At 72.6% G+C, this 24,878-nt stretch carries 20 protein-coding genes; 18 read left to right on the top strand and 2 right to left on the bottom strand.

Going from position 1 to position 24,878, the window contains the following annotated elements; all coding sequences use genetic code 11:
• Positions 1-34 precede the first annotated feature (34 nt).
• Genes AQJ64_RS20430 through AQJ64_RS20420 form a run of 3 tightly spaced genes read left to right on the top strand, consistent with a single transcriptional unit; the run spans position 35 to position 2,753 of the window.
• Complete coding sequence (locus tag AQJ64_RS20430) at positions 35-820, top strand: ABC transporter ATP-binding protein (RefSeq protein ID WP_206189712.1); 786 nt, start codon at positions 35-37, stop codon at positions 818-820.
• Entirely contained in the window at positions 817-2,151 is a 1,335-nt protein-coding gene (locus tag AQJ64_RS20425) for a hypothetical protein (protein ID WP_055634314.1), read from the top strand. The genes AQJ64_RS20430 and AQJ64_RS20425 overlap by 4 nt, the downstream gene beginning before the upstream one ends.
• Positions 2,148-2,753, top strand: a complete 606-nt coding sequence (locus AQJ64_RS20420; protein ID WP_055634313.1) for a hypothetical protein — start codon at positions 2,148-2,150, stop codon at positions 2,751-2,753. Before AQJ64_RS20425 ends, AQJ64_RS20420 begins: the two co-directional genes overlap by 4 nt.
• A gap of 45 nt (positions 2,754-2,798) precedes the next feature.
• Here AQJ64_RS20420 and AQJ64_RS20415 read toward each other — a convergent pair whose 3' ends face one another.
• Complete coding sequence (locus AQJ64_RS20415) at positions 2,799-3,335, bottom strand: HNH endonuclease (RefSeq protein WP_055634312.1); 537 nt, start codon at positions 3,333-3,335, stop codon at positions 2,799-2,801.
• Between the two features lie 323 nt (positions 3,336-3,658).
• Here AQJ64_RS20415 and AQJ64_RS20410 point away from each other — a divergent pair, with 323 nt between their 5' ends.
• The 15 genes from AQJ64_RS20410 to AQJ64_RS46135 all read left to right on the top strand — a co-directional run bounded on the left by AQJ64_RS20410 (position 3,659) and on the right by AQJ64_RS46135 (position 23,741).
• Positions 3,659-4,762 carry a mechanosensitive ion channel family protein gene (locus AQJ64_RS20410; RefSeq protein WP_055634311.1) on the top strand — a complete coding sequence of 368 codons (1,104 nt, stop codon included), beginning with the start codon at positions 3,659-3,661 and terminating at the stop codon, positions 4,760-4,762.
• Positions 4,763-4,929: 167 nt separating this feature from the next.
• The gene (locus tag AQJ64_RS20405; protein ID WP_055634310.1) at positions 4,930-5,763 is read left to right on the top strand and encodes a hypothetical protein; all 834 of its coding nucleotides are present in this window, start codon (positions 4,930-4,932) and stop codon (positions 5,761-5,763) included.
• A 203-nt stretch (positions 5,764-5,966) separates the two neighbouring features.
• A complete protein-coding gene (locus AQJ64_RS20400; protein ID WP_055634309.1) occupies positions 5,967-7,178 on the top strand; it encodes an ROK family transcriptional regulator in 1,212 nt (403 codons plus the stop codon).
• 103 nt (positions 7,179-7,281) lie between these two features.
• Positions 7,282-8,619, top strand: a complete 1,338-nt coding sequence (locus tag AQJ64_RS20395; RefSeq protein WP_055634308.1) for an ABC transporter substrate-binding protein — start codon at positions 7,282-7,284, stop codon at positions 8,617-8,619.
• Positions 8,620-8,623: 4 nt separating this feature from the next.
• Positions 8,624-9,565: a carbohydrate ABC transporter permease gene (locus AQJ64_RS20390; RefSeq protein ID WP_055634307.1), complete on the top strand. Its 942-nt coding sequence runs from the start codon at positions 8,624-8,626 to the stop codon at positions 9,563-9,565.
• A 1-nt stretch (position 9,566) separates the two neighbouring features.
• Positions 9,567-10,460, top strand: a complete 894-nt coding sequence (locus AQJ64_RS20385; protein ID WP_055634306.1) for a carbohydrate ABC transporter permease — start codon at positions 9,567-9,569, stop codon at positions 10,458-10,460.
• Between the two features lie 6 nt (positions 10,461-10,466).
• Positions 10,467-11,732 carry a 6-phospho-beta-glucosidase gene (locus AQJ64_RS20380; protein ID WP_055634305.1) on the top strand — a complete coding sequence of 422 codons (1,266 nt, stop codon included), beginning with the start codon at positions 10,467-10,469 and terminating at the stop codon, positions 11,730-11,732.
• Positions 11,723-12,694, top strand: coding sequence for an N-acetylglucosamine kinase (locus AQJ64_RS20375; protein WP_055634304.1), 972 nt, complete (start codon positions 11,723-11,725; stop codon positions 12,692-12,694). The genes AQJ64_RS20380 and AQJ64_RS20375 overlap by 10 nt, the downstream gene beginning before the upstream one ends.
• A 141-nt stretch (positions 12,695-12,835) precedes the next feature.
• Complete coding sequence (locus AQJ64_RS20370) at positions 12,836-14,194, top strand: hypothetical protein (RefSeq protein ID WP_240512634.1); 1,359 nt, start codon at positions 12,836-12,838, stop codon at positions 14,192-14,194.
• A gap of 14 nt (positions 14,195-14,208) precedes the next feature.
• Entirely contained in the window at positions 14,209-15,240 is a 1,032-nt protein-coding gene (locus tag AQJ64_RS20365; RefSeq protein ID WP_055634316.1) for a glutamate ABC transporter substrate-binding protein, read from the top strand.
• Between the two features lie 74 nt (positions 15,241-15,314).
• Positions 15,315-16,640, top strand: a complete 1,326-nt coding sequence (locus tag AQJ64_RS20360) for a hypothetical protein (protein ID WP_055634302.1) — start codon at positions 15,315-15,317, stop codon at positions 16,638-16,640.
• 2 nt (positions 16,641-16,642) lie between these two features.
• Complete coding sequence (locus AQJ64_RS20355; protein WP_055634301.1) at positions 16,643-19,183, top strand: serine/threonine-protein kinase; 2,541 nt, start codon at positions 16,643-16,645, stop codon at positions 19,181-19,183.
• Entirely contained in the window at positions 19,184-20,476 is a 1,293-nt protein-coding gene (locus tag AQJ64_RS20350; protein WP_206189711.1) for a PP2C family protein-serine/threonine phosphatase, read from the top strand.
• Positions 20,477-20,561: 85 nt separating this feature from the next.
• Complete coding sequence (locus AQJ64_RS20345; protein WP_055634299.1) at positions 20,562-21,908, top strand: vWA domain-containing protein; 1,347 nt, start codon at positions 20,562-20,564, stop codon at positions 21,906-21,908.
• Between the two features lie 54 nt (positions 21,909-21,962).
• Complete coding sequence (locus tag AQJ64_RS46135; RefSeq protein ID WP_079061795.1) at positions 21,963-23,741, top strand: FHA domain-containing protein; 1,779 nt, start codon at positions 21,963-21,965, stop codon at positions 23,739-23,741.
• A gap of 21 nt (positions 23,742-23,762) precedes the next feature.
• Here the strand turns inward: AQJ64_RS46135 and AQJ64_RS20330 are convergent, their stop codons facing one another.
• Positions 23,763-24,782, bottom strand: coding sequence for a methyltransferase domain-containing protein (locus AQJ64_RS20330; protein WP_055634485.1), 1,020 nt, complete (start codon positions 24,780-24,782; stop codon positions 23,763-23,765).
• Positions 24,783-24,878: the final 96 nt, after the last annotated feature.

The raw sequence follows: 24,878 nt of genomic DNA, 5'->3' as shown, positions 1-24,878 counted from the left end.
GAGCCGCGGCATGAGCCGACCCATGAGCCGACCCATGAACTCTGGAGATCGTGAAGTGAGCACCATACGGGTGAGCGGACTGCGTGTCCGGCACCGCAGGACCGTCGCCCTGGACGCCGTGGATCTGGATCTCGGCGTCGGGGTGCACGGTCTGCTCGGCCCCAACGGCGCCGGGAAGACCTCCCTGATCCGGATGCTGGCCACCGTCGCGCGGCCGGACGCCGGGCGGGTGGAGATCCTCGGCGAGGACGTCGGCGAGCCCGCTCGGCGCGGTGCGGTCCGCGCCCGGCTCGGCTATCTGCCGCAGGAGTTCGGCCACTACCCGGGCTTCACGGTGCGCGAGTTCGTCGCGTACGTGGCGTGGCTGAAGGAGATGCCGGTGGCCGGGACCGCGGCCGCCGTGGAGCGGGCCGTCGAGCGGGTGGGGCTCGGGGACCGGATCGACGCGAAGCTGCGGACGCTGTCCGGCGGCATGGTCCGCCGGGTCGGCATCGCGCAGGCCGTCGTCAACGACCCGGACGTGCTGCTGCTCGACGAGCCGACAGCGGGCCTCGACCCGGAGCAGCGGGTGGAGTTGCGCGCACTGCTGCGGGAGCTGGGCTCCACCTCGACCGTGATCGTCTCCACCCACCTGGTGGAGGACGTGGCGGCCGCCTGCACCGAGGTCACCCTGCTGGACGAGGGGCGGGTCGCCTATCGGGGGACCCCGGAGTCGCTCGGCGCGCTCGGCGAGGCGCCCGGTGTCGGGGACAGCGTCATCGAGCGCGGCTACACCGCCGCCCTGCGGGCCCACCGCACCGGTCTGGAGGCGACGCGATGACCCTCGTACGGGAAAGGACGGCGCTGCGGCCGGTCCTGACGCATCCGCTGCGGGCCGAGGCGGCGCGGGGTTTCGCGCCGTTCGCCGGGGTCGTGGCCTTCCTGTTGCCGGCCGTGGTGCTGGGCTTCGTGGCGGACCGCTGGCAGGGCGGCTGGGCGGAGACCCGGACCGAGCTGCACGGTGTGCTGCTGCTCGTCCTGCCGCTCGGGGCGGCCGCGGGCTGCTGGCAGGGCGGGCGGGAACGCCGGCGGCGCACCGAGGAGCTGTGGGGGACGGCCGTGCGCGGGCCGCTGGCGCGGTTCCTGGCGTCGGCGCTGCCGGTCACGCTGTGGGTGACCGGCGGATACGCGCTGGCGGCGGCCGGGGCGCTGCTCGCGACCTGGCCGTACGCCACGGGGGACGGGCCCTACGCGGATCTGTTGCCGGTGGACGTGGTGGCGCTGGCGGCCGTCGTGCCGGCCGGTCAGGTCGTGGGGCGGCTGGTCCCCTGGCGGTTCGCGGCCCCGCTGCTGGCGCTCGGCGGCTATGTGGTCCTGGGCCTGTCGGGGCGGGCGGGCACCGGCCCGGGGCGCTTCCTGAACCCGGCTTTCGCGGTGCCGGAGGGGCTGGTGCCGATCGGCCGGCAGCCGTGGGCGATGGCGGTGTGGGTGGCGGGGCTCGCGTCGGCCGCGGTGCTGGCGTACGCGGCGCGGCGCCGGTGGACGGCCCTGGTGCCGCTGGCGGCCGCGATCGCGGCGGGCGTGCTGCTGGTGCGGACGGGGGACGGCCTGTGGCGCCCGAACCCGGCCGAGCGCGCGCAGGTGTGCACGACCTCGACCACCCCTGAGATCTGTGTCAACGCCCGCTACGCCGAGCTGTTGCCGCAGGTCACGGCGGCCCTGTCGGGGATCACCGGCAAGCTGGAGGGGGTCCGGAACCTGCCGGTGCGGTTCGAGGACCGCGTGGGTGAGCCGCGCGCGGGGGAGGCGCAGCTGCCGATGCTCACGCCGATCGGCCGGTCGGTGGTGCGGGGGCGGCTGACCGATCCGGCGCAGTACGCGTGGGAGGCGGTGACGATGCTCCAGGACCGCGGGGACTGCGGGGAGCCGGCCCGGCGGGTGACCGTGGCGGACGACGCCGTGCAGCACTACCTCGCGGCGAGCCCGGCGGAGGCGTACTTCGACGCGTTGGACGCGCGGGGCGACGCGGAGCGGCGCGCCGGGCTGGCGGAGCGCAGGGCGGCCCGGGAGCGGCTGGCCTCGATGGGGGCGGACGCCCGCCGGGACTGGCTGTCGGCGTACTTCGCCACGGTCGGGGACTGCGACGCCGCGAACGGGGTGCCGGTCCTGTGAGCGCGCCGCGGCCGGCCGTCGGCCTCCTGCTGTACGCCCGCTCCCGGGCCGTCCCCGGCACGCTCACGGCGCTCGCCGGGACCGCCGTCCTCGCCCTGGGGGCGGCGGCCCGGACGGGCTCCGGAGCGGATCCGGGCCGGCTGCTGCCGGTCGTGGCGCTGGCCCCGCTGCTGGCGGCGGCGGTGACCGGGGCGGGCCTGCGCTCCGCCACGGAGGAACTGGACCGTACGGCCGTACGCCCCTGGTGGCCGCGCCGGCTGGGCCTGCTGCTCGGTCCGACGGCGCTCGCGGCGGTCCTGCTGCCGCTCGCGGTGCTCGGGGACGGGCCGGCCGTACTGCGCAATCTGCTGGGCTGTACGGGCCTGGTCGCGGCCTCGGCCGTCCTGGTGGGCGCCCGGCTGAGCTGGCTGCCGGCGGGAGGCTGGGTGGGCGCGGTGTGCCTGGCGTCGGACGGGGTGCACGGGCGGGCGGTCGCCCTGTGGGGCTGGCCGGCGCAGCCGGGGGACGTGCCGGCGTCCTGGGTGGCGGCGGGGGGCGCGTTCGCGCTGGGCACGGCCCTGTACGCCGTACGAGGAGCGCGCCCCGAAGGGCCCCGTGGCTGAGCCGGGCGGGCGCCGGTGCCACGGGGCATGAAGAAGCCCGGATCGTCAGGCGGAGATGCCGTCGATCCGGGCCAAGGCGTCGTCCGCGCCGTACGGCTGCAAGTAGGGCAGCCAGCGCGGGTCCCTGTGGCCCGTGCCGATGATGCGCCAGGCGAGGCCGGTGGGCGGAGCGGGTTTGTGGCGCAACCGCCAGCCGATCTCGACGAGATGACGGTCGGCCTTGACGTGGTTGCAGCGACGGCAGGACGCCACGACGTTGTCCCACACGTGCTTGCCCCCGCGGCTGCGCGGGACGACGTGGTCGACGCTGGTTGCGACGCCACCGCAGTACATGCACCGGCCCCCGTCCCGGGCGAAGAGCGCCCGACGGGTGAGAGGAACGGGCCCCCGATAGGGAACCCGGACGAATCGCTTGAGCCGGACCACGCTGGGTGCGGGGACTGTGACGGTCGTGCTGTGCATGAAGGCGCCTGACTCTTCCAGGGAGATCGCCTTGTTCTCCAGGACGAGGACGAGCGCGCGGCGGAGCGGTACGACGCCGAGCGGCTCGTACGACGCGTTGAGGACCAGGACATGCGGCACGGATGCCTCCTTGGGCGTCGGCGGCGCGTGGCTCGCGCCGGGACGATCTGCAGTCAGTCTCTCCTCTGGCCCGGCGGACGCGCCACCATGTCCCGGTAACGGGCTGGGAGTGTTTTCGACCACACCCGGATACATCCCCCGGATCACGGCCTGTTCAAGCGCACGTGAGGACGGTCTCTCCTTGCCGCATCGGACGGACCCACACACAGTGCCCCGTTAGTGTGGTGGTTCTGCCCGTCCGGTGACCCTTTCGTGACCTCGACGACCTTGACGACCCTGACCATCGCACCGGAGGCGGACCGCTGCACCTGGAGGTACCTGCCGTGTCCTTGCCCGCCGCCCTACTGGCCGCCGGCTCCTCGCCCTCGCCGACCCCCTCGGAGTCGCCGACCGTGACGGTCCCGTCGCTCCAGGACGCCCAGGAGAGCGCGACGAACGCGGCCAGCTGGGTCGAGCAGAACTGGTCGACGTGGCTCGCGATCGGTCTGCGCGTGCTGCTGATCGTCGTGATCGCGGCGGTGCTCAGAAAGTTCGTGCTGCGGGCGATCACCAAGCTCATCGACCGGATGAACCGCACGGTCGAGTCGCCCGAGGGCTCCACGCTGGGCGGTCTGCTGGTCAACGCCGAGCGGCGCCGGCAGCGCTCGCAGGCGATCGGCTCGGTGCTGCGCTCGGTGGCGAGCTTCGTGATCCTCGGCACGGCGGCGCTGATGGCGCTGTCCGCCTTCGAGATCAATCTCGCCCCGCTGCTGGCCTCGGCCGGTGTCGCGGGCGTGGCGATCGGTTTCGGCGCGCGCAACCTGGTCACGGACTTCCTCTCCGGCGTCTTCATGATCCTGGAGGACCAGTACGGTGTCGGCGACCAGATCGACGCGGGCGTCGCCACCGGCGAGGTCATCGAGGTCGGTCTGCGGGTGACCAAGCTGCGCGGCGACAACGGCGAGATCTGGTACGTCCGCAACGGCGAGGTCAAGCGGATCGGCAACCTCTCCCAGGGCTGGGCGACGGCCGGTGTCGACGTCACCGTCAAGGCGTCCGAGGACCTGGACCGGGTGAAGGCCACGCTGGACGAGGTCGCCGAGAAGATGAGCAAGGAAGAGCCCTGGAACGAGCTGCTGTGGAGCCCGATCGAGGTGCTGGGCCTGGACAGCGTGCTGCTGGACTCGATGGTGGTCCGGGTCTCGGCGAAGACCATGCCGGGCAAGGCCCTGACGGTGGAGCGCGAGCTGCGCTGGCGCATCAAGCGCGCGTTCGACGCGGCGGACATCCGGATCGTCGGCGGCGCGACCGCCCCCGCCGAGACCGAGCCCACCGACCCGACGGCGGTCGTCGCGGCCCCGTCGGCCTTCTCCAACGCGGACTCCCCGCAGGTGGCGGCGGCGTCACCGATCACGCCGCAGCGGGCGGTGACACCTTCTCCCAAGTAGGGGGCACCGCGGTGAGGAGCCGGGCGGCCGACAGCCGGCGCGGATGCTCATGATCTTCACAGGGGCCCCACCCTTCCCCCGCACCACACCACCCCATATCGTCACCCTGATACCGGGCCCTTGTTCTGGAGCGCAACGCCCAGGGGCCCGCTCGAATGTGGGGATACATGAGGAAGCTCGCCATAGGCACCGCTCTCACCGGTGCCCTGGCTCTGGGGGTTCTGGCCGCACCGGCCGCGCAGGCGGACTCGCCGGCGCTGACGTTCGCCGGTGTGAAGGTCAACAACGGGAAGAAGATCGTCGTCGGCACCACCGCCAAGGTGAAGGTGCCGGTCACCTACACGCTGACCCGTCCGGCGGACCTGACGATCGACTACAAGAACAACTTCGCGGGCGTCCTGCTCTACCGCGGCTCCCTCGCCGAGCAGGACAACTCGATCGAGCCGGACAGCGCGCCGGCCTGCACCACGACCGCCACCACCGCCACCACGGTGACCGCGTCCTGCACCGAGACCCTGGTCATCGACCCGTGGGACAGCCTCTACGAGGCCGCCGACGCCGGCACCTGGAAGGCCGCGGGCTTCTACGGCCACGGCGCCACGGACCTCGACGACTCCGACGGCCACATCAGCTTCGAGTTCGGCTACGACATGTGGGCCGACTCGGCGACCGCGAAGATCCAGCGCGCCGCGAAGCTCACCGTCAACGCCACGCCCGAACCCGTCAAGAAGGGCAGGACGCTCACCGTCAAGGGCAAGCTGACCCGCGCGAACTGGGAGGACGGCACCTACACCGGCTACAAGGGCCAGAAGGTGACCCTTCAGTTCAAGGCCAAGGGCGCCGGCTCCTACAGCACCGTCAAGACGATCACCTCCGGCACCGGTGGCGCCCTGTCCACCACCGTGAAGGCCGGCAAGGACGGTTACTACCGCTTCACCTTCGCCGGTACGGCCACCACGGCGGCCAAGACGGCCGCCGCCGACTACGTCGACGTGAAGTAGGCACAGCGGTACCCGAACCGCCCCCGAGGTAACGACTGCGTTGCCTCGGGGGCGGTTTCCGTTTTCTTGCCTTGACGCCCGCTTCATACCGGGCTTACCTTCCCTTCCATCGATAGGAAACTTTCCTAACAGTGACCGGAAGTGGACTTGTCTCCCGCGTCACTGAAAAGCTGGGCAGTCCAGAAAGGCAGGTGTCGATCCCCATGGCAGGAACCGCCGGTACGCCGGGCACCCCGCGCGTCCTGCGCGCCATGAACGACCGCGCCGCCCTCGACCTCCTCCTGGCGCACGGCCCCCTGTCCCGCACCCGCATCGGCAAGCTCACCGGCCTGTCCAAGCCGACCGCCTCCCAGCTGCTCGCCCGCCTGGAGGCGGCGGGCCTGGTCCTCGCCACCGGCACCACCGAGGGACGACCCGGCCCCAACGCCCAGCTCTACGAGGTCAACCCGGCCGCCGCCTACGCGGCCGGCCTGGACGTCACCCCCGAGCGCGTCCTCGCCGCGATCGCCGACGTCACCGGCCGGACCGTGGGCACGTACGAGGTGCCCACCCCCGGCAGAAGGGCCGCCGGGACCGTCGTACGGCAGGTCACCGAAGCCCTCGACGGCGCCGTGAAGGCCGCGGCGCTGACCCGGGACGACGTACGGCGGCTCGTCGTCGCCACCCCCGGCGCCTTCGACCCCACCACCGGCCGGCTGCGCTACGCCTCCCACCTCCCCGGCTGGCACGCGCCGACGCTGCTCGACGAACTCGCCGCAGCCCTGCCGATGCCGGTCGAGTACGAGAACGACGTCAACCTCGTCGCCGTCGCCGAACAACGCCTCGGCGCGGCCCGCGGACACGAGGACTTCGTCCTCGTCTGGAACGAGGGCGGACTCGGCGCCGCCCTCGTCCTCGGCGGCCGGCTGCACCGCGGCTGGACCGGCGGCGCGGGGGAGGTGGGTTTCCTGCCGGTTCCGGGAGCACCCCTGGTCCGGCACGTCACCAAGGCCAACAGCGGCGGCTACCAGGAACTGGCCGGCTCCCAGGCCATCCCCCGGCTCGCCCGCGAACTCGGCATGACCGGCATCCCCGACGGCCCGTACGCCGAGGTCGCCGCCGCACTCCTGCAACGCGCCGCAGCCGAGGACACCGTCCTGAACCGGCTGCTGCTCCAGACGTACGCGACCCGGCTCGCGACCGGTCTCGCCTCGCTCGTCTCCGTCCTCGACCCCGAACTCGTCGTCCTCAGCGGCGCCTCCCTGACCGCCGGCGGCGAGGTGCTGCGCGCCCTCGTCCAGGCCGAACTGGAGGAACTGGCCGCGTCCCGGCCCCAGCTGGTCCTGGGCGACGTCACCGAACGGCCCGTGCTGCGCGGCGCGCTGGAGAGCGCGCTGGCGGCCACCCGCGACGAGGTCTTCGACACCTCGCGCTAGACGCTCCCCCTTTCCACCACCCCTCTCCTTTCCGCCACCCCTCTTCGCAGATCACCTCACCTCACCCCGCCCTGCCCCGGGAGGCCCCGTCATGTCTGCACGCATGCCCGAAGTAGTCCGTAAAGCGGCTTTTGCCCTGACCGCCTCGACCGCCCTGCTCCTCAGCACCACCGCCTGTACCGGCCAAGCCGCCTCCGGCGCGAGCGACGACGCGTCCAAGGAGCAGACCATCACCTTCTGGCACGCCTGGAGCGCGCCGAACGAGGTCAAGGCCGTGAAGGCGCTGGTCGCCGGCTTCGAGAAGGCGCACCCCAACATCCATGTGAACGTCGTCGGCAACATGACCGACGACAAGATCAACCAGGCCCTGCGCGCGGGCGGCAGCAAGGCGCCCGACGTGATCTCGTCGTTCACCACCAACAACGTCGGAAAGTTCTGCTCCTCCGGCGCGCTGATCGACCTCAACCCGTTCTTCAAGAAGTCGGGCATCGACCCGAACACGACCTTCCCCAAGGCGATGAACGAGTACACCCAGTACCAGCTCGACCGCTGCGCGGTACCGCTGCTGGGTGACGCCTACGGCCTCTACTACAACAAGACCGCCTTCGAGAAGGCCGGCATCAGCAGCCCGCCCAAGACCTGGTCCGAGTTCGAGGCCGACGCCAAGAAACTGACGATCCCCCAGGGCGACACGTACAAGCAGCTCGGCTTCATGCCGGACTACCACGGCTGGGAGACCACGACCGAGCACTACATGGGCCAGTTCTCGCCGACCTACTTCGACAAGTCCGGCAAGTCGACGGTCGCGACCGACCCGGCCGTCACCGACGCCCTCGAACTCCAGAAGAAGCTCGTCGACGACCTCGGCGGCTTCACGAAGCTGGAGAAGTTCCGCTCCGGCCTCGGTGACGAGTGGGGCCCCAAGCACCCCTTCCAGACCGGCCAGGTGGCCATGCAGCTGGACGGCGAGTGGCGCCTCGGCATGGCGCTCGCCACCAAGCCGGACTTCGAGATCGGGGTGGCCCCGCTGCCCGTCGCCGACGACCAGGCGGACCAGTACGGCAAGGGCTACATCACCGGCACCATCGCCGGTATCGCCGCCACCAGCAAGAAGCAGAACGCGGCCTGGGAGTTCGTCAAGTACGTCACCACCGACACCGACGCGGTGGTGGGCTTCTCCAACGCCATCCACAACGTGCCCTCGACGCTGGACGCGCTGAAGTCGCCGAAGCTGACGTACGACCCGCGCTTCAAGACGTTCCTGGACATCGCCGCGAACCCGAACTCGACCACCTCCCCGGCCTCGGTCAACGGCGGCGTCTACCTCACCACCCTCCAGCAGCTCGGCTACGACTACGAGAGCGGCAGGCTCACCGACCTGTCGGCGGGCCTGAAGAAGGCCGCCGCGCAGATCGACACGGACATCGCGCAGGCGAAGTAGTCGGATGACCACCCTCACGCTGCGGACGAAGCGCCGGCGCTCGGCGCTTCGCACCCTCGCCTTCCTCTCCCCCTGGCTGATCGGCTTCGCGGTCTTCTTCGCGTACCCGATGATCTCGACCGTCTACTTCTCGTTCATGCACTACGACGGCTTCAAGCCGCCGACCTGGAGCGGAACGAAGAACTGGACGTACGTCTTCGAGTCCTACCCGTTCTTCTGGCCCGCCCTGCGCAACACCCTCTGGCTCGTCGTGATCATGGTGACCCTGCGGGTGCTGTTCGGCCTCGGCATCGGGATGCTGATCACGAAGATCAAGACGGGTACGGGGGTCTTCCGCACCCTCTTCTACCTGCCCTACCTGGCCCCGCCGGTGGCGGCCACCATGGCCTTCGCCTTCCTCCTCAACCCCGGTACGGGCCCGGTCAACTCCATCCTGGAGAAGACCGGCATCCCGGCCCCGGGCTGGTTCAACGACCCGGACTGGTCCAAGCCGGCCCTCACGCTGATGTTCCTGTGGGGCGTGGGCGACCTGATGGTCATCTTCATGGCCGCGCTGCTCGACGTACCGAAGGAGCAGTACGAGGCGGCCGAACTGGACGGCGCGTCCGCCTGGCAGCGGTTCCGGTTCGTCACCCTGCCCAACATCTCGCCGATCATCATGTTCGCCGTCGTCACCGGCGTGATCGCCGCGATGCAGTGCTACACCCAGCCCCTGGTCGCCGGAAAGGTCGCCTCCGGGGTGATCCAGGGCGCCGGGACCATGTTCGAGCCCGGCTACCCCGAGCACTCCACGCTGACCCTCCCCCAGCTCGTCTACAACCTCGGCTTCCAGCGCTTCGACTACGGCTCCGCCTGTGTCGTGGCCCTGGTCCTGTTCGCCCTGTCGATGGCGTTCACCGCCCTGTTGATGCGGCGCCGGGGCGGTCTCATCCAGGCAGGTGACTGACATGACCCAAGTACTGGAGCGGCCGGTGGAACTGAGGAGTCCCGCCACGCCCGCCGAGCGCACCGCGCGCCGCAAGGCGCTCCTGGAATGGATCGCGGTCCACTCCCTCGGCGTGGCCGCGGCCCTCTTCTTCACCCTGCCCTTCGTGTTCGTGTTCCTGACGTCCCTGATGAGCGACTCGCAGGCGCTCAGCCGGGACCTGATCCCGCACACCTGGGAATGGGCCAACTACCGCCGGGTCTTCGACACCCCGGGCTTCCTCACCTGGTGGAAGAACACCCTGATCTACGCGGGACTGGGAACGGTCCTCACCGTCGTCTCCTCGATCCCCGTGGCGTACGCGCTGGCCAAGTTCCGCTTCCGGGGCCGCAATCTGACGCTCATGCTGGTGATCTCGATGATGATGCTGCCGCCGCAGGTCGTCGTCATCCCGATGTACCTGTTCTGGGCGAAGCAGCTCGACCTCTCGGGCACCCTGTGGCCGATGATCATCCCGCTGGCGTTCGGCGACGCGTTCTCGATCTTCCTGCTGCGCCAGTTCCTGATGACCATCCCCAACGAGTACGTGGACGCGGCAAAGGTGGACGGCTGCGGCGATCTGCGCACCCTGCTGAAGATCGTCCTGCCGATGGCGAAGCCCGGTATCGCCGCCGTCGCCCTCTTCCAGTTCTTCAACGCCTGGAACGACTACTTCGGCCCGCAGATCTACGCCTCGGAGAACCCGGGCGCATGGACCCTCTCCTACGGCCTGGAGTCCTTCAAGGGCGCGCACCACACCGACTGGAACCTCACCATGGCGGCCACCGTGCTGGTCATGGCTCCCGTGATCCTCGTGTTCTTCTTCGCCCAGAAGGCGTTCGTCGAAGGTGTCACCCTCACCGGAGTGAAGGGTTAACAAGGCATGAAACTCACCGTGGTAGGCGGCGGTTCGACCTACACCCCCGAGCTGATCGACGGCTTCGCACGACTGCGCGACACCCTGCCCCTCCAGGAGCTGGTCCTGGTCGACCCGGCCGCCGAACGCCTGGACCTGGTGGGCGGACTGGCACGGCGGATCTTCGCCCGGCAGGGCCACCCCGGCCGGATCGTCACCACCTCCGACCTGGACGCGGCCGTCGACGGCGCCGACGCCGTCCTGCTCCAGCTCCGCGTCGGCGGCCAGGCCGCCCGCGAACAGGACGAGACCTGGCCCCTGGAGTGCGGCTGCGTCGGCCAGGAGACCACCGGCGCCGGCGGCCTGGCCAAGGCGCTGCGCACGGTCCCCGTGGTCCTGGACATCGCCGAACGCGTCCGCCGTACCAACCCCGCCGCCTGGATCGTCGACTTCACCAACCCGGTCGGCATCGTCACCCGCGCCCTGCTGAAGGAGGGCCACAAGGCGGTCGGCCTGTGCAACGTGGCAATCGGACTGCAACGCAGGTTCGCCGCCCTGCTCGACGTCACACCGGCGGACGTCCACCTGGACCACGTCGGCCTCAACCACCTCACCTGGGAGACCGGCGTGCGCCTGGGCGGCCCGGAGGGCGAGGACGTCCTGCCGGGTCTGCTGGCCGCGCACGGCGACACGATCGCCGGCGACCTCCGCCTGCCCCTCCCCCTCCTGCGCCTCCTCGGCGTGGTCCCGTCCTACTACCTGCGCTACTACTACGCCCACGACGAGGTCGTGGGAGAGCTGCGCACGAAGCCGTCCAGGGCGGCCGAAGTGGCGGCGATGGAGCGGCAGCTGCTGGAGATGTACGGCGACCCGGCCCTCGACGAGAAGCCGGAGCTCCTCGCCAAGCGCGGCGGCGCCTTCTACTCGGAGGCGGCCGTGGACCTGGCGGCCGCGCTGCTCACCGGCGCCGGCAGCCCGTACCAGGTGGTCAACACCCTGAACGACGGCACGCTGCCCTTCCTCCCCGACGACGCGGTGATCGAGGTGCAGGCGGCGGTGGGCCGGAAGGGACCCTCCCCGCTGCCCGTGGCGCCCGTGGACCCCCTGTACGCGGGTCTGATGGCGAACGTGACGGCGTACGAGGACCTGGCCCTGGACGCGGCCCTGCGCGGCGGCCGGGACCGCGTGTTCAAGGCCCTCCTCGCCCATCCCCTGATCGCCCAGCACGCGTACGCCGACCAGCTGACCGACCGACTGATCGCACACAACCGGGAGCACCTCGCGTGGGCCTGACCGCAAGCGTCCTCGCCATCGACGCGGGCAACAGCAAGACCGACGTGGCGGTGGTGGCCGCCGACGGGGAGGTGCTCGCCACCGCCCGCGGCGCCGGCTTCCGCCCGCCCGCCGTCGGGGTCACGGCGGCCGTGGACGCCCTCGCCGACACCGTCACGCGCGCGTACGCCTCCGCCGGCGTCACCTCGGTGACCCATGTCTCCGCCTGCCTGGCCAACGCCGACCTGCCGGTGGAGGAGGAGCAGTTGGCGGCGGCCCTGCACGCACGCGCGTGGGGCGCCGCCGTGGACGTCCGCAACGACACCTTCGCCATCCTCCGGGCCGGCGTGCCCGACCCCCGGGGCGTGGCCGTGGTCTGCGGCGCCGGCATCAACTGCGTCGGCATGCGCCCCGACGGCCGCACCGCCCGCTTCCCGGCCCTGGGCCGCCTCTCCGGCGACTGGGGCGGCGGCTGGGGCCTGGCCGAGGAGGCGATCTGGCACGCGGCCCGCGCGGAGGACGGCAGAGGCCCCGCCACCGCCCTGGCCGGCACCCTCCCCGCCCACTTCGACCGCCCCGACATGTACGCCCTCATCGAGGCCCTCCACCTGGACCGCATCCCGGACCTGCGCCGCCACGAACTGACCCCGGTCCTCTTCGAGACGGCGGCCCGGGGAGACGCCGTGGCCCGCGGGATCGTCGACCGCCTCGCGGAGGAGGTCGTCACGATGGCGACGGTCGCCCTGACCCGCCTGGACCTCCTGGAGGAGGAGACCCCGGTCCTGCTGGGCGGGGGCGTCCTGACGGCGGGTCACCACCAACTGGACGACGGCATACGGGAACGCCTGACCGCGCGGGCGCCGAAGGCGGTGCCCCGGGTGGTCCGCGCGCGCCCGGTGCTGGGGGCGGCGCTGCTCGGCCTGGACCGCGTGGTGGCGGGCCCGAAGGCGCAGGCGAGGGTACGCGAGTTCTTCGAGGCGTGAAAGGAACCGAACACACGCCCACGACGTATTCATGAACAGGGGTGACTGCGATCTGATCAAGATCCAGTGAAGGCCGGTGTGCAATGTCACCCCCGCCAGCGATACTTGCGGCGAGGCATGACCATGGGGGAGGTCAGAAACGTGGCAGAACCGGCAACAGCCACTCCACCGACACGCCGTACGGCGTTCGCGGAGGGGGTGGACAAGGCCCGCGCCGCGGCGACGACGGAGCCGGGACGGCTCCGGATCATCGGCGCCGTCCTCGCCCTCCTCGTGGTCGCCTTCGGCGCCGTCACCGCCTGGCAGACCGCCGACCGCGCCGCCGCGGCCGACGACGTGCTGCACAAGAGCCAGCCGCTGAGCGCGGCCGCGGCCGACATCTACCGTTCCCTGGCCGACGCCAACACCGCCGCCTCCAGCGGCTTCCTCGCGGGCGGCCAGGAGACGGCCGCCTCCCGGAAGCAGTACGAGGACGACATCGACAAGGCGGCCGCCGAGCTGGTGCGGGCCGCGGGCAGCTCCGACCCGGACTCCCCCTCCGCCGACGCCATCACCAAGCTGAACACGCTGCTCCCGGAGTACAAGGGCCTGGTCGAGCGCGCGCGGACGTACAACCGTCAGGGCTTCCCCGTAGGCGGCGCCTATCTGCGCTACGCGAACCAGAAGATGCAGGACGAGATGCTCCCGGAGGCGGAGAAGCTCTACACCAAGGAGAACCAGCGCCTCGAGGACGACTACGCCGACGCCACCCCCTACCCGTGGGCGGCGATCGCGCTGGGCGTCCTGGCGCTGGCCGCCCTGGCGTGGGCGCAGCACCGCAACTACCGCCGTACGAACCGGGTCCTGAACCACGGCCTGGTCTCGGCCACGGCGGCCGCCACCGTCGTCCTGCTGTGGCTCGTCGTCGGCCACAGCGTGGCCCGCGCGGGGCTGGACGACTCCTACGACCACGGCGTCCGTTCGCTGAACGTGCTGCACGACGCGCGGATCGCGTCCCTGAAGGCGCGCAGCAACGAGAACCTCACGCTGGTGGCGCGCGGCGCCGAGACCAAGAAGGTCACGGTCGACGGCAAGGACAAGACGGTCGACAAGTACGACGACGACTTCACCACCGACATGGAACACCTCCGCACGGGCCTCGCGCAGGCGGCGAAGCTCGCCGACGACCAGGCGGGCGAGAAGCCGGTCACCTCGGCGGAGGGCAACATGACGGTGTGGAAGGAACGCCACTCCGCGGCCCGCGAGCAGGACGACTACGGCAACTACGAGCAGGCGCTGGCCCTGGTGATCGGCGACAGGGGCGCGACCGCCGAGTGCTTCGACAGCGTCGACAAGAACCTGGAGAAGGCGCTCGCGCACGAGCAGAGGGAGTTCCAGCAGGCGGCCGGGGACGGTCTGGACGCGATGACCGGTCTGACGGCCGGCGCGGCGGTCCTCGCGGTGCTGGGTGCGGCGGGCGCGGTCCTCGGCATCGGCCGCAGGCTGTCGGAGTACCGGTGAGAGGGGGCGTGACGATGCGCGCACGACGTGTGCGGGACGGCCTGAGGGGCTGGGGCGGCGTGGGGGCGATGGCGGTCTTCTGCGCCCTCGCGCTGACCTGTGTGCTGCTGCTGCCGCTGACCACCGGCCCCCGCGGCGACGGCTCGACGGGCCTGGCGGGACCGCGGATCGCCGAGGGGACCCCGGCGGCGGACTCCGACTGCACGGACCCGGAGAAGCAGACCCTGCCGCCGTCGAACGCGGACGGAAAGACGATCGACGCGATCAAGGCCCGCAAGGGCGAGAAGCGCAAGCTGATCGTCGGCGTCGACCAGAACAGCTACCGCTGGGGCTACCGCGACCCGAACAACGCGGGCGCGGAACTGGAGGGTTTCGACATCGACCTGGTGCACCGGATCGCCCAGGACATCCTCGGCGACCCGAAGGCGGTCCAGTTCAAGGCCATCCCGACCAACCAGCGCATCCCCGCCCTCCAGGACGGACAGGTCGACATGGTCGTCCGCACCATGACGATCAACTGCGACCGCATCAAGCAGGTCGCGTTCTCCGCGCCCTACTTCAAGACCGGCCAGCAGGTCCTCGCCCCCAAGTCCTCCACGATCAAGGGGTACGACGGCACCCTGGCCGGCAAGAAGATCTGCACGGCGGCCAGTTCGACGGCCCTCCTCCGGCTCACCGCGGACAAGGCCTCGGGCCGCATACCCAAGAGCGTCGACATCGGCACGGTCGTCCCCAGCCAGTTGGACTGCCTGGTGCGGCTCCAGCTCGGCGAGGTCGACGCGGTCGTCACCGACGGCGCGCTCGCGGCGAGCCAGGCCGCCCAGGACCCGACGGTGGAGCTCAAGGGAGACCCGTTCACGACCGAGTACTACGGGGTGGCGATGAACCTGACGGCGAGCGACCTGGTCAGCCGGGTCAACCAGATCCTCGTGGAGTACCGGGCGAACGGCTGGCAGGCGTCGTACGACAAGTGGCTGTCGGCGACACTGGACCGGGACGCGGGGCTGTCGAAGCCGCCCGCTCCGGTCTATCTGCGCACGAGTTGACGGACCGGCAGACAGACAGACAGACAGACAACGGACCGGGGCAACGACCCGCACGGCAGCGAAAGAGGTGATCGATGGGCGTCACGGGAGCCCCCGGGCCGGTGATGGACCGGGACGAGGTCGACCGTGCGCTGGCGCGGCTCGGCGCGGAGCACGAGGCGATCGAGACCTCGCTCCTCGCCCTGCAGGACCACGCGGGCCGACGGCTCCTGGAGGGCGCCCGGCTGACCGGGGTCACCGAGCGGCGCTGGGGGGCCGCGGAGGCGCAGATCACCCTGCTGTGGGCGTACTTCGACGCGTACACGGACGCCTTGCGCTCCGCGCGGGAGATCCGGTCGCGCCGCCGCTGGTCCAGCCGTGAGGACCTGGTGGAGCTGACGGAGCTGCTGCGCGGCGAGTCCGTCACGGTCGCCGGTTCGGCCACGGCCGCGGCGAACGCGCCGACTCTGGTCGGCACCGGCAAGCTGAGCCAGAGTTTCTCCCTCGCCGCCCTCGTCGACACGATGAACGAGCTGTACGCCTCGTCACTCGACATGGTGGTCGCCGCCGACGCGGTGTGGTCGGCGCTGCCCGCGCGGATCGATTTACTGGCCGCGGAGCTCCAGCGCACCCGGCAGCTCGCGCACTCGGTGGGCGTGCGCCCGGGCGAGCATCCGGCGGGCGACGACCTGGAGCGCATCACCGGCACGCTGACGCGGCTGCGCGAGGAGGTGGTGTCGGACCCGCTGGCGTACTGGGTGCCGACGCAGGGCAGTTCGGCGCCCGGCGGCGGCCGACCGGACACCACGGTGTACGACCGTGAGGCGCGTGCCCTGGAGGACGTACGGCGCGAGATCGACGCCGTGCTGACGGTCCGCCAGGACGCCGAGCAGCGGCTGGTCAGACTGCGGGACGTGCTCAGCCGGGCCGACCGCACCCTGGCCGAGGCGCGCACCGCGCGCGGGGAGGTCCTCGCCAAGATCGCGGCGACGGAGGTGCCGGTGGTCAGCGGCCCGCCGACGGTGCTCCAGGAGCAGCTCGCGACGGCCGCCGAGTACCGCCGGCACGCGCAGTGGCACCGGCTGTCCCCGCTCCTGGAGTCGCTGGAGCAGAAGGCGGAGGACGAGCTGCTGCGCGCCCGCGAGTCGCTCACGGCGGTCACCGCGCCGCTGGCGGTGCGCGCGGAGCTGCGCGGCCGGCTCGACGCGTACAAGGCGAAGGTGGCCCGGCACGGCCTCGCCGAGGACCCGTTCCTCATCGAGCGCTACGACGCGGCGCGCCGCATGCTGTGGAGCGCGCCCTGCGATCTGCGCGTCGCCGAACAGGCCGTCCTGCGCTACCAGCGGGCGGCCGCCGAACTGCTGTCCGCCCCGCGCGTACCGGAGCAGGGCGGGCCTCAGGACCACAGGGGGGAGCGGTAGCCATGAGTCAGGCGGGGCAGGCGTGTCAGCGGCCGGGCTGCGAGGGGTCGTACGAGGACGTGGGCGGCGGCGAGCTGTACTGCGACACGTGCGGGCTCGCCCCCGTCGTCTCGGCGGGGGGCCTGGACGGCTCGCCCGGCACCGGCGGCAACCGCGGCAGCTCCAGCACCCCGGCCAGTTCCCGCAGCGCGCGCAGCGCGCGTACGTCGTCGCAGTCGGCGAAGTCGCGCCGTTCGGTGTCGGGACGGCTCTCGCGCTCCCTGTCGGGCACGTCGACGGGCCGCTCGGTGTCGGTGCGCAGCTCCGGCTCGTCGGCGGGTTCCTCCGGGCGGGCGCGGCTCGGGGTCGGTCTGGTGACGGTGCCGCAGGTGCCGCGTCCCGACCCGCGCGCGATGGTGCTGGACGACCCGGAGGTGCCCGAGCGCAAGCGGTTCTGCTCGCGCTCCGACTGCGGTGCGCCGGTGGGCCGTTCGCGCGGTGACCTGGCGGGGCGCACGGAGGGCTTCTGCACCAAGTGCGGCAACCCGTACTCGTTCGTCCCCAAGCTGCGGGGCGGGGACGTCGTGCACGGCCAGTACGAGGTCGCCGGCTGTCTGGCGCACGGCGGTCTGGGCTGGATCTACCTCGCGGTGGACCGGGCGGTCGCGGACCGCTGGGTGGTGCTGAAGGGCCTGCTGGACACGGGCGACCAGGACGCGATGGCCGCCGCGATCTCCGAGCGGCGCTTCCTCGCCGAGATCGAGCACGCCAACATCGTGCGGATCTACAACTTCGTCGAACACCTCGACCAGCGGACCGGCTCGCTCGACGGCTACATCGTCATGGAGTACGTCGGCGGCAAGTCCCTCAAGGAGATCGCGAACACCCGCCGCACCACCGACGGCAAGCGGGACCCGCTGCCGGTGGAACAGGCGTGCGCGTACGGCATCGAGGCCCTGGAGGCGCTCGGGCACCTGCACAGCCGCAACCTGCTGTACTGCGACTTCAAGGTCGACAACGCGATCCAGACCGAGGACCAGCTCAAGCTGATCGACATGGGCGCGGTGCGCAGGATGGACGACGAGGAGTCGGCCATCTACGGCACGGTCGGCTACCAGGCGCCGGAGGTGGCGGACGTCGGCCCGTCGGTGGCCAGCGACCTCTACACCGTGGGCCGCACGCTGGCCGTCCTGACCTTCGACTTCCAGGGCTACACGACGGTCTACGCCGACTCGCTGCCCGACCCCGACACCATCGAGGTCTTCCGCCGGTACGAGTCCTTCTACCGGCTGCTGGTGCGCGCCACCGATCCCGACCCGGCCCGCCGGTTCGCCTCCGCGCAGGAGATGGCCGAGCAGCTCACGGGGGTGCTGCGGGAGGTCGTCTCGGTGCAGAGCGGCAAGGCCCGGCCGGCCCTGTCGACGCTGTTCGGGCCCGAGGTGCGGGTCACGGACAGCGAGCTGTTCCCGAAACTGGACGGGGAGGTGTCACGGCTGGGCACACGGACCGTCGTCCCACGGCGCCTGTTCGGCGGTTCGGCTCCCGGTGCCCCGGCCCCGAGCGCTTCCGTCGCCGGTGCTCCCGCCCCGGCCCTTCCTTCCGCGTCCGGGAGCTCCGGCACCCTGGTGACGACCGTCGCCGCCCCCGCCGCCGGGCTCGCGCTGCCCGTGCCGCACGTGGACCCGGCCGACCCCAACGCGGGCTTCCTGGCCGGCCTTTCGGCGTCCGCGCCGGGTGAGCTGATCATGGCCCTCACGGCCGCGCCGGCCCCGTCCGTGGAGACCCGGCTGCGGCAGGTCCGCGCCTGGCTGGAGAACGGCGACCACCAGGCGGCCCTGCAGTCCCTCGCCACCCTGGAGGGCGAACGGCCCGACGACTGGCGGGTGGTCTGGTACCGGGGCGTGGCCTCGCTGGTCACCGGCGACCACGCGGGCGCCGCGCTCGCCTTCGACGCCCTCTACGACGCCTTCCCGGGCGAACCCGCGCCCAAGCTGGCGCTCGGTCTGTGCGCCGAGGTGCTGGGCCAGTTGGACAACGCGGCCGAGTACTACCGGCTCGTGTGGTCGACCGATCCGAGCTATGTGAGCGCGGCGTTCGGCCTCGCGCGCGTGCAGCTCGCGGCCGGGGACCGCCGTGGTGCCGTACGGACACTGGAGTCGGTGCCGGAGGCGTCCATCCACTACACGGCCGCCCGGGTCGCGGCGGTGCGGGCCCGGCTCAGGCAGCGGACGGCGGTCGCCGCCGACGTACCCTTCCAGGAGGACCTCACCGCGGCGGCGGCGCAGGTCGAGGCGCTGGACGCGTACGGACTGGACCCCACGCGGCGGGAGCAGTTGTCCGCGGAAGTCCTCGGCTGCGCGCTGGACTGGATACTCTCCGGGGGCAGCCAGGGCGCCGGCCCGGACGCCCGGCGGCCGCTGCTCGGCGCTCAACTCGACGAGCGGGGGCTGCGCTTCGGCCTGGAGCGCTCGTACCGCACGCTGGCCCGGCTGGCGACGCGCGGTGAGGAGAGGATCGACCTGGTGGAACGTGCCAACCGTTACCGCCCCCGGACGTGGGTGTAGTTGATGTCCCAGATGCCCCGGCAGGCCGCCCTGCCGACGTGTCCGAGCTGCGCGGAGCCGCTCGACGCGGGTGACCGTTACTGCGGCGCGTGCGGGTTCGACCTGTCGGTCGTGCCGCGCCGCACGGACGACCACCCGACCCTCGCGATGAACGGCATGGCGGCTCCGGCGGCACCGGCCGCTCCGGAGGCCCTCGCGGCGTGGGCCACACCCGCGGCGGCGCCCCACACCGGCGCCCCGACACCCGTACGGGCACCGGGAGTCGACGCGGACACATCCGTACCGCCCACCGCCGGTGTGCGGTTCGACCGGCCCGCCGAGCCCGAGGAGTATCCGTTGCAGGCACCGGACCCGCGGGTCGCCGCCGAGGCCGGCGCGGTCAAGGTGTGCGTGGCCTGCCGGGCCGGGCGGGTCGACGACGACGGGTACTGCGAGAACTGCGGACACGCCCAGCCGCGGGAACGCGACCACATGGAGCTGGAGTCGGGCCCGGTGGCCGCCGTCAGCGACCGCGGGCTGCGCCACCACCGCAACGAGGACTCCTTCAGCCTGGGCCGCGCCACGCTGCCCGACGGCTCCCCGGCACTCGTCGCGGTCGTCTGCGACGGCGTCTCCTCGGCGACCCGCCCCGACGACGCCTCGATGGCCGCGGCGCGGGCGGCGGGCGAGTCGCTGCTGGCGGCACTGCCGCAGGGCGCCCATCCGCAGGCGGCGATGCACGAGGCGATCGTCGCCGCCTCGCACGCGGTCAACGCGCTGGCCGGCGAGCCCGCCACCGCCCGCGAGCACGCCCCGCACCAGAACTCCCCCGCCTGCACCCTGGTCGGCACGGTCGTCACCCCGGGACTGCTGGTCGTCGGCTGGGTCGGCGACAGCCGCGCCTACTGGGTGCCGGCCGACCGCGCCACCCCGCCGGCCCGGCTCACCGAGGACGACTCCTGGGCCGCGCAGATGGTCGCCGCGGGCCTGATGAGCGAGGCGGAGGCCTACGCCGACGAGCGCGCCCACGCGATCACCGGCTGGCTCGGCGCCGACGCCTACGAACTGGAGCCGCACACCGCTTCCTTCAAGCCGGACCGTCCCGGTGTGGTGGTGGTGTGCACCGACGGCCTGTGGAACTACGCGGAGGCGGCCGAGGAGATGGCCGAGGTCGTCCCGCTCGACGCCGCCGTACGACCGCTGCACTGCGCCCAGGTCCTCGTCGGCCACGCCCTGGACGGCGGGGGCCACGACAACGTAACAGTGGCCGTCGTGCCGTTCCCCGCGCCGCCTCAGGGGGCAGGAAACGCCTGAGGGCGCAAACGGGGACATCCACGGGTGACACGCCCACGGGCCGGAGGGGACCGGTCCGCACCTTGCGAGGGGGATTCGATCAGCCATGGCCAATTTCTCGAAATCGAACGTGCCGCAGTTCTCGGTGGACGTCTACCAGAACGAGTACCTGCCGGAGGACGGCCGCGAGGTCAACGCGATCGTCACGGTGACCGCGACCGGCGGCGGCACCGTCGGCACCGCGGTCACCGCACCGCATCTGTACGCGCCCGGCCGGGGCCCGTCGGCCGCCGTGGCGATCATGGTGGACTGCTCCGGGTCGATGGACTACCCGCCGGCCAAGATGCGCAACGCGCGGGACGCCACCGCAGCCGCCGTCGACACCCTGCGCGACGGCACGCACTTCGCGGTGATCGGCGGCACGCACGTCGCCAAGGAGGTCTACCCGGGCGGCGGGCGGCTGGCGGTGGCCGACGCCACCACCCGCGAGCAGGCCAAGCAGGCCCTGCGCCGGCTCAGTGCGGGCGGCGGCACCGCGATCGGCACCTGGCTGCGGCTGGCCGACCGGCTGCTGTCCTCCGCCGAGGCCGGCATCCGGCACGGCATCCTGCTCACCGACGGCCGCAACGAGCACGAGTCGCCGCAGGACCTCAAGGCCGCCCTCGACGACTGCGCGGGCCGGTTCACCTGTGACGCCCGTGGCGTGGGCACCGACTGGGAAGTGAAAGAAGTCACAGGGATCGCCTCCGCCCTGCTCGGCACCGCCGACATCGTCGCCGACCCGACCGGTCTCGCCGCCGACTTCACACAGATGATGGAGACGGCGATGGGCAAGGAGGTCGCGGACGTCGCGCTGCGCCTGTGGACCCCGGTCGGCACCACCATCAAGTTCGTCAAGCAGGTCGCGCCGACCGTCGAGCAGCTCACCGACCGCCGCACCGAGGCGGGCCCGCGCGCGGGCGACTACCCCACCGGTTCCTGGGGCGACGAGTCCCGCGACTACCACGTGTGCGTCGAGGTCCCGGTGGCGAGCGTGGGCCAGGAGATGCTGGCCGCACGGGTCTCGCTGGTGATCCCGCAGCCCGACGGCACGGTCCAGAACCTGGGTGCGCAGGGGCTCGTACGGGCCGTGTGGACCGACGACATGGCGGCCTCGACGTCGATCAATCCGCAGGTCGCGCACTACACGGGTCAGGCCGAACTGGCACAGGTCATCCAGCAGGGGCTGGACCTGCGTAAATCAGGTGATATGGATGGAGCGACGGCCAAACTGGGCCGTGCCGTCCAGCTCGCGAGCGTCTCGGGGAACGCCGATACTGCGAAACTGCTTGCGAAGGTGGTGGACGTGGTCGACGCCACGACAGGTACTGTGCGACTGAAGGCGAAGGTCGCGGAAGCCGACGAGATGACTCTCGAGACCCGGTCCACAAAGACTGTTCGTGTAAAGAAGTGACGTCAGACGACCACGACCACGCGGTCACTGAAGGAGAGAGGGGGACGCGCCGACATGCCGACCTGCCCGAACGGACACCAGTCGGGTTCCGACGACTGGTGCGAGGTCTGCGGTCACCGCATGGCCGGTGCCGTACCTCCGCCCCCGCCGCCCCCGCCGCCCGCGGGCGGCTACGGTTTCCCGCCCCCGCAGGGCACCCAGCCCGGCGGCGGACGGCATCCGTCCTCCGTGCCGGGCCGCGAGCCGGAGCTCTGCCCGCAGTGCCGTACGCCCCGTGAGGGCGGTGCGCCGTTCTGCGAGGAGTGCCGGTGGAACTTCCTCACCAACACGGCGACCTCGTACACCCCGGCCGCCCCGCGCCCGCCGGCCCCCGGCCCGGGTGGGCCCGGCGGGCCCGGTGGCCCCGGCGGGCGTTTCCAGGGGCCGCCGCCGTCCTTCGGCGGCAGCGACTCCTTCGACTACCAGAGTTCACGGCCCTCTCAGGTGAACCGGCCCGCCGAGCCGATCCCGCCCTTCGGCGGCGAACCGCCCCGGCCCCCGGGTCCCGGAGGGACGGCCGGCGGACCGGGCGCGTTCGGACGCGAGCCGTCGGGGCCGGGCGGTCCCGGTGGCCCGGGCGGTCCCGGGGCGTTCGGGCGTGAGCCCGGAGTGACGTCCGGTGGGCCCGGCGCGTACGGGAACGAGCCCGGCGGACCAGGTGCGTTCGGACGCGACCCGTCCGGTCCCGGCGGTACGGCCGGCGGTCCCGGCCCGTTCGGGCGCGAGCCTTCGGGGCCGGGCGGTGCGGCCGGCGGTCCCGGGGCGTTCGGGCGTGAGCCTTCGGGGCCGGGCGGTGCGGCCGGCGGTCCCGGGGCGTTCGGGCGTGAGCCCGGAATGACGTCCGGTGGGCCCGGCGCGTACGGGAACGAGCCCGGCGGACCAGGCGCGTTCGGACGCGACCCGTCCGGTCCCGGCGGTCCCGGCGCGTTCGGACGCGAGCCCTCCGGCCCTGGTGGCCGGCCCTCCGCCGACCCCTTCGGCCGTGAGCCGTCGGGTCCGCCCGCGGATCCCTTCCGACGTGAACCCGCAGGTCCCGGCGGCCCCGGTGGTCCCGGCGGACCTTCCGCGTTCGGTGCAGACCCCTCGCGTCCCGGCCCGCCGCCCGGACAGGGCGGTCCCGGTGGTCCCGGTGGTCCCGGGATTCCGCAGGCCTTCCAGCCTCCCGGCCCGGGGGGCCGGACGGCCCCGCCCGGATTCCCGCAGGAGACCGGCCGGCCGCAGCCCGGCGGCCCGGGCTTCGGCGGCGCCGACGACGACTGGGTGATCTCCCCGCCGTCGCACCCCGGCCAGGGCCAGGGCGGTCCCGGCCAGGGCGGTGGCTACGGCTATCCGCAGCCCGGTTCCACGCAGACACCGCCCCCGCCCGGCCCGGCGTTCCCGCAGCAGCCGGCGACCTGGACGGCGACCATCGGCCCGGACCGCGCGTACTTCATGGCGATGATGCACCGCTCCGGCCCGGAGGCCGCGGGGCTCAACCTGCCCGCGTACTCGCCCGAGCAGCAGCGCACGCTCTCCGGCAACCAGGTCACCATCGGCCGCCGCCGGCACTCCACCGGCGAGACCCCCGACATAGACCTGTCGGTGCCGCCGGAGGACCCGGGCGTCTCGCACCAGCACGCGGTCCTGGTCCAGCAGCCGGACGGCACCTGGGCGGTCGTCGACCAGAACTCGACGAACGGTACGACGGTCAACGGCGGCGAGGAGCCGATCCAGCCGTTCGTCCCCGTGCCGCTCCAGGACGGCGACCGGGTGCACGTGGGCGCCTGGACGACGATCACGATCCGCCGGGGCTGAGCACGGCCTTCCCGTCGGGGGCTACGGTTCGACGAGCCGCGCCCCCGACGAGCCCGGCAGGGGCCAGGCGTACGGCCCCTCCGGTTCGTCCAGCCACGCCCAGGCGCGCCGTACGCCGACCGTGACGCCGTAGCGCCGCCGGTCCGGCATGCCCTCGCGCTCCCAGAGGGCGTACGCCTCCCGAGGTTCGAGGCTGCCCCGGGTGAGCGCGAGCAGGAAGCGGAACAGGTCGCTCTCCCCGGCCCGGCGCGGCACCCCGCTCGGCGCGGCCGGCTCGGGTGCGGGACGGCTCGCCCCGCGCAGGGGGACGAAGTAGGCGGGGGTGTGCAGGAAGTGCCCCTCGGCGTGCCCGGCGTCCCGTACCGTCAGCGCGACCAGGCCGGTGGCCAGCGGGGTCAGGACCAGCGCACCCGGCCGGCACTGGGCGATCCAGGCGCGCGGCACGGACGCGAGCCGGCAGGTCGCGATGATCCGGTCGAAGGGGGCACGCTCCGGCACCCCGCGCGCACCGTCTCCGGTGACGATGGTCGGGCGGTAGCCGGCGGCCGCGAGGTGGCGGCGCGCGGACTCGGTGATCTCCGGGTCCAGGTCGACGGTGGTGACGTGGTCGTCGCCGAGCCGGTACGACAGCAGCGCCGCGTTGTAGCCCGTGCCCGCCCCGATCTCCAGCACCCGGTCACCGGGCTCGACCCGCAGTTCGGCCAGCATCAGCGCCATGAGCGAGGGCTGGCTGCTGGAGGAGAGCAGCTCGCCGTCGCGCAGCCGGGTGGCCAGCGGGGTGTCCTCGTAGGCGCCGCGCACCCAGCGCTCACGGGTGCGCGGGTCGGGACTCTCGCCCCAGCACCGCTCGAACCCGCCCGCGCCACCGGCGGCGCCGACGTAGTAGTACGGCACGAAGAGGTGGCGCGGGACCGCCCCGAACGCCTCCCGCCAGCGCGGATCGGCGGCGAAGGCCCCGCTCGCCTCGACGGCGCGCACCATCGCGGCCCGCGCCGAGGCGGCGAGGTCGTCGAGAGCGCGGTCGAGCCCGGGCCCATCCATGCCTCCACTGTGCTGCGGAACGTACGGCGAGGCGAGCGGCCGGGGCCTCGTCGGGCGGTCCTAAGCCTTCCGTCCTCGGTCCCCCCGTCTGAGACC

The sequence above is a fragment of the Streptomyces griseoruber genome, from assembly GCF_001514205.1.
GTDB lineage: Bacteria > Actinomycetota > Actinomycetes > Streptomycetales > Streptomycetaceae > Streptomyces > Streptomyces griseoruber.
Note: the sequence above shows the minus strand (reverse complement) of the source record. Positions and strands in the feature narration are given on the sequence as shown.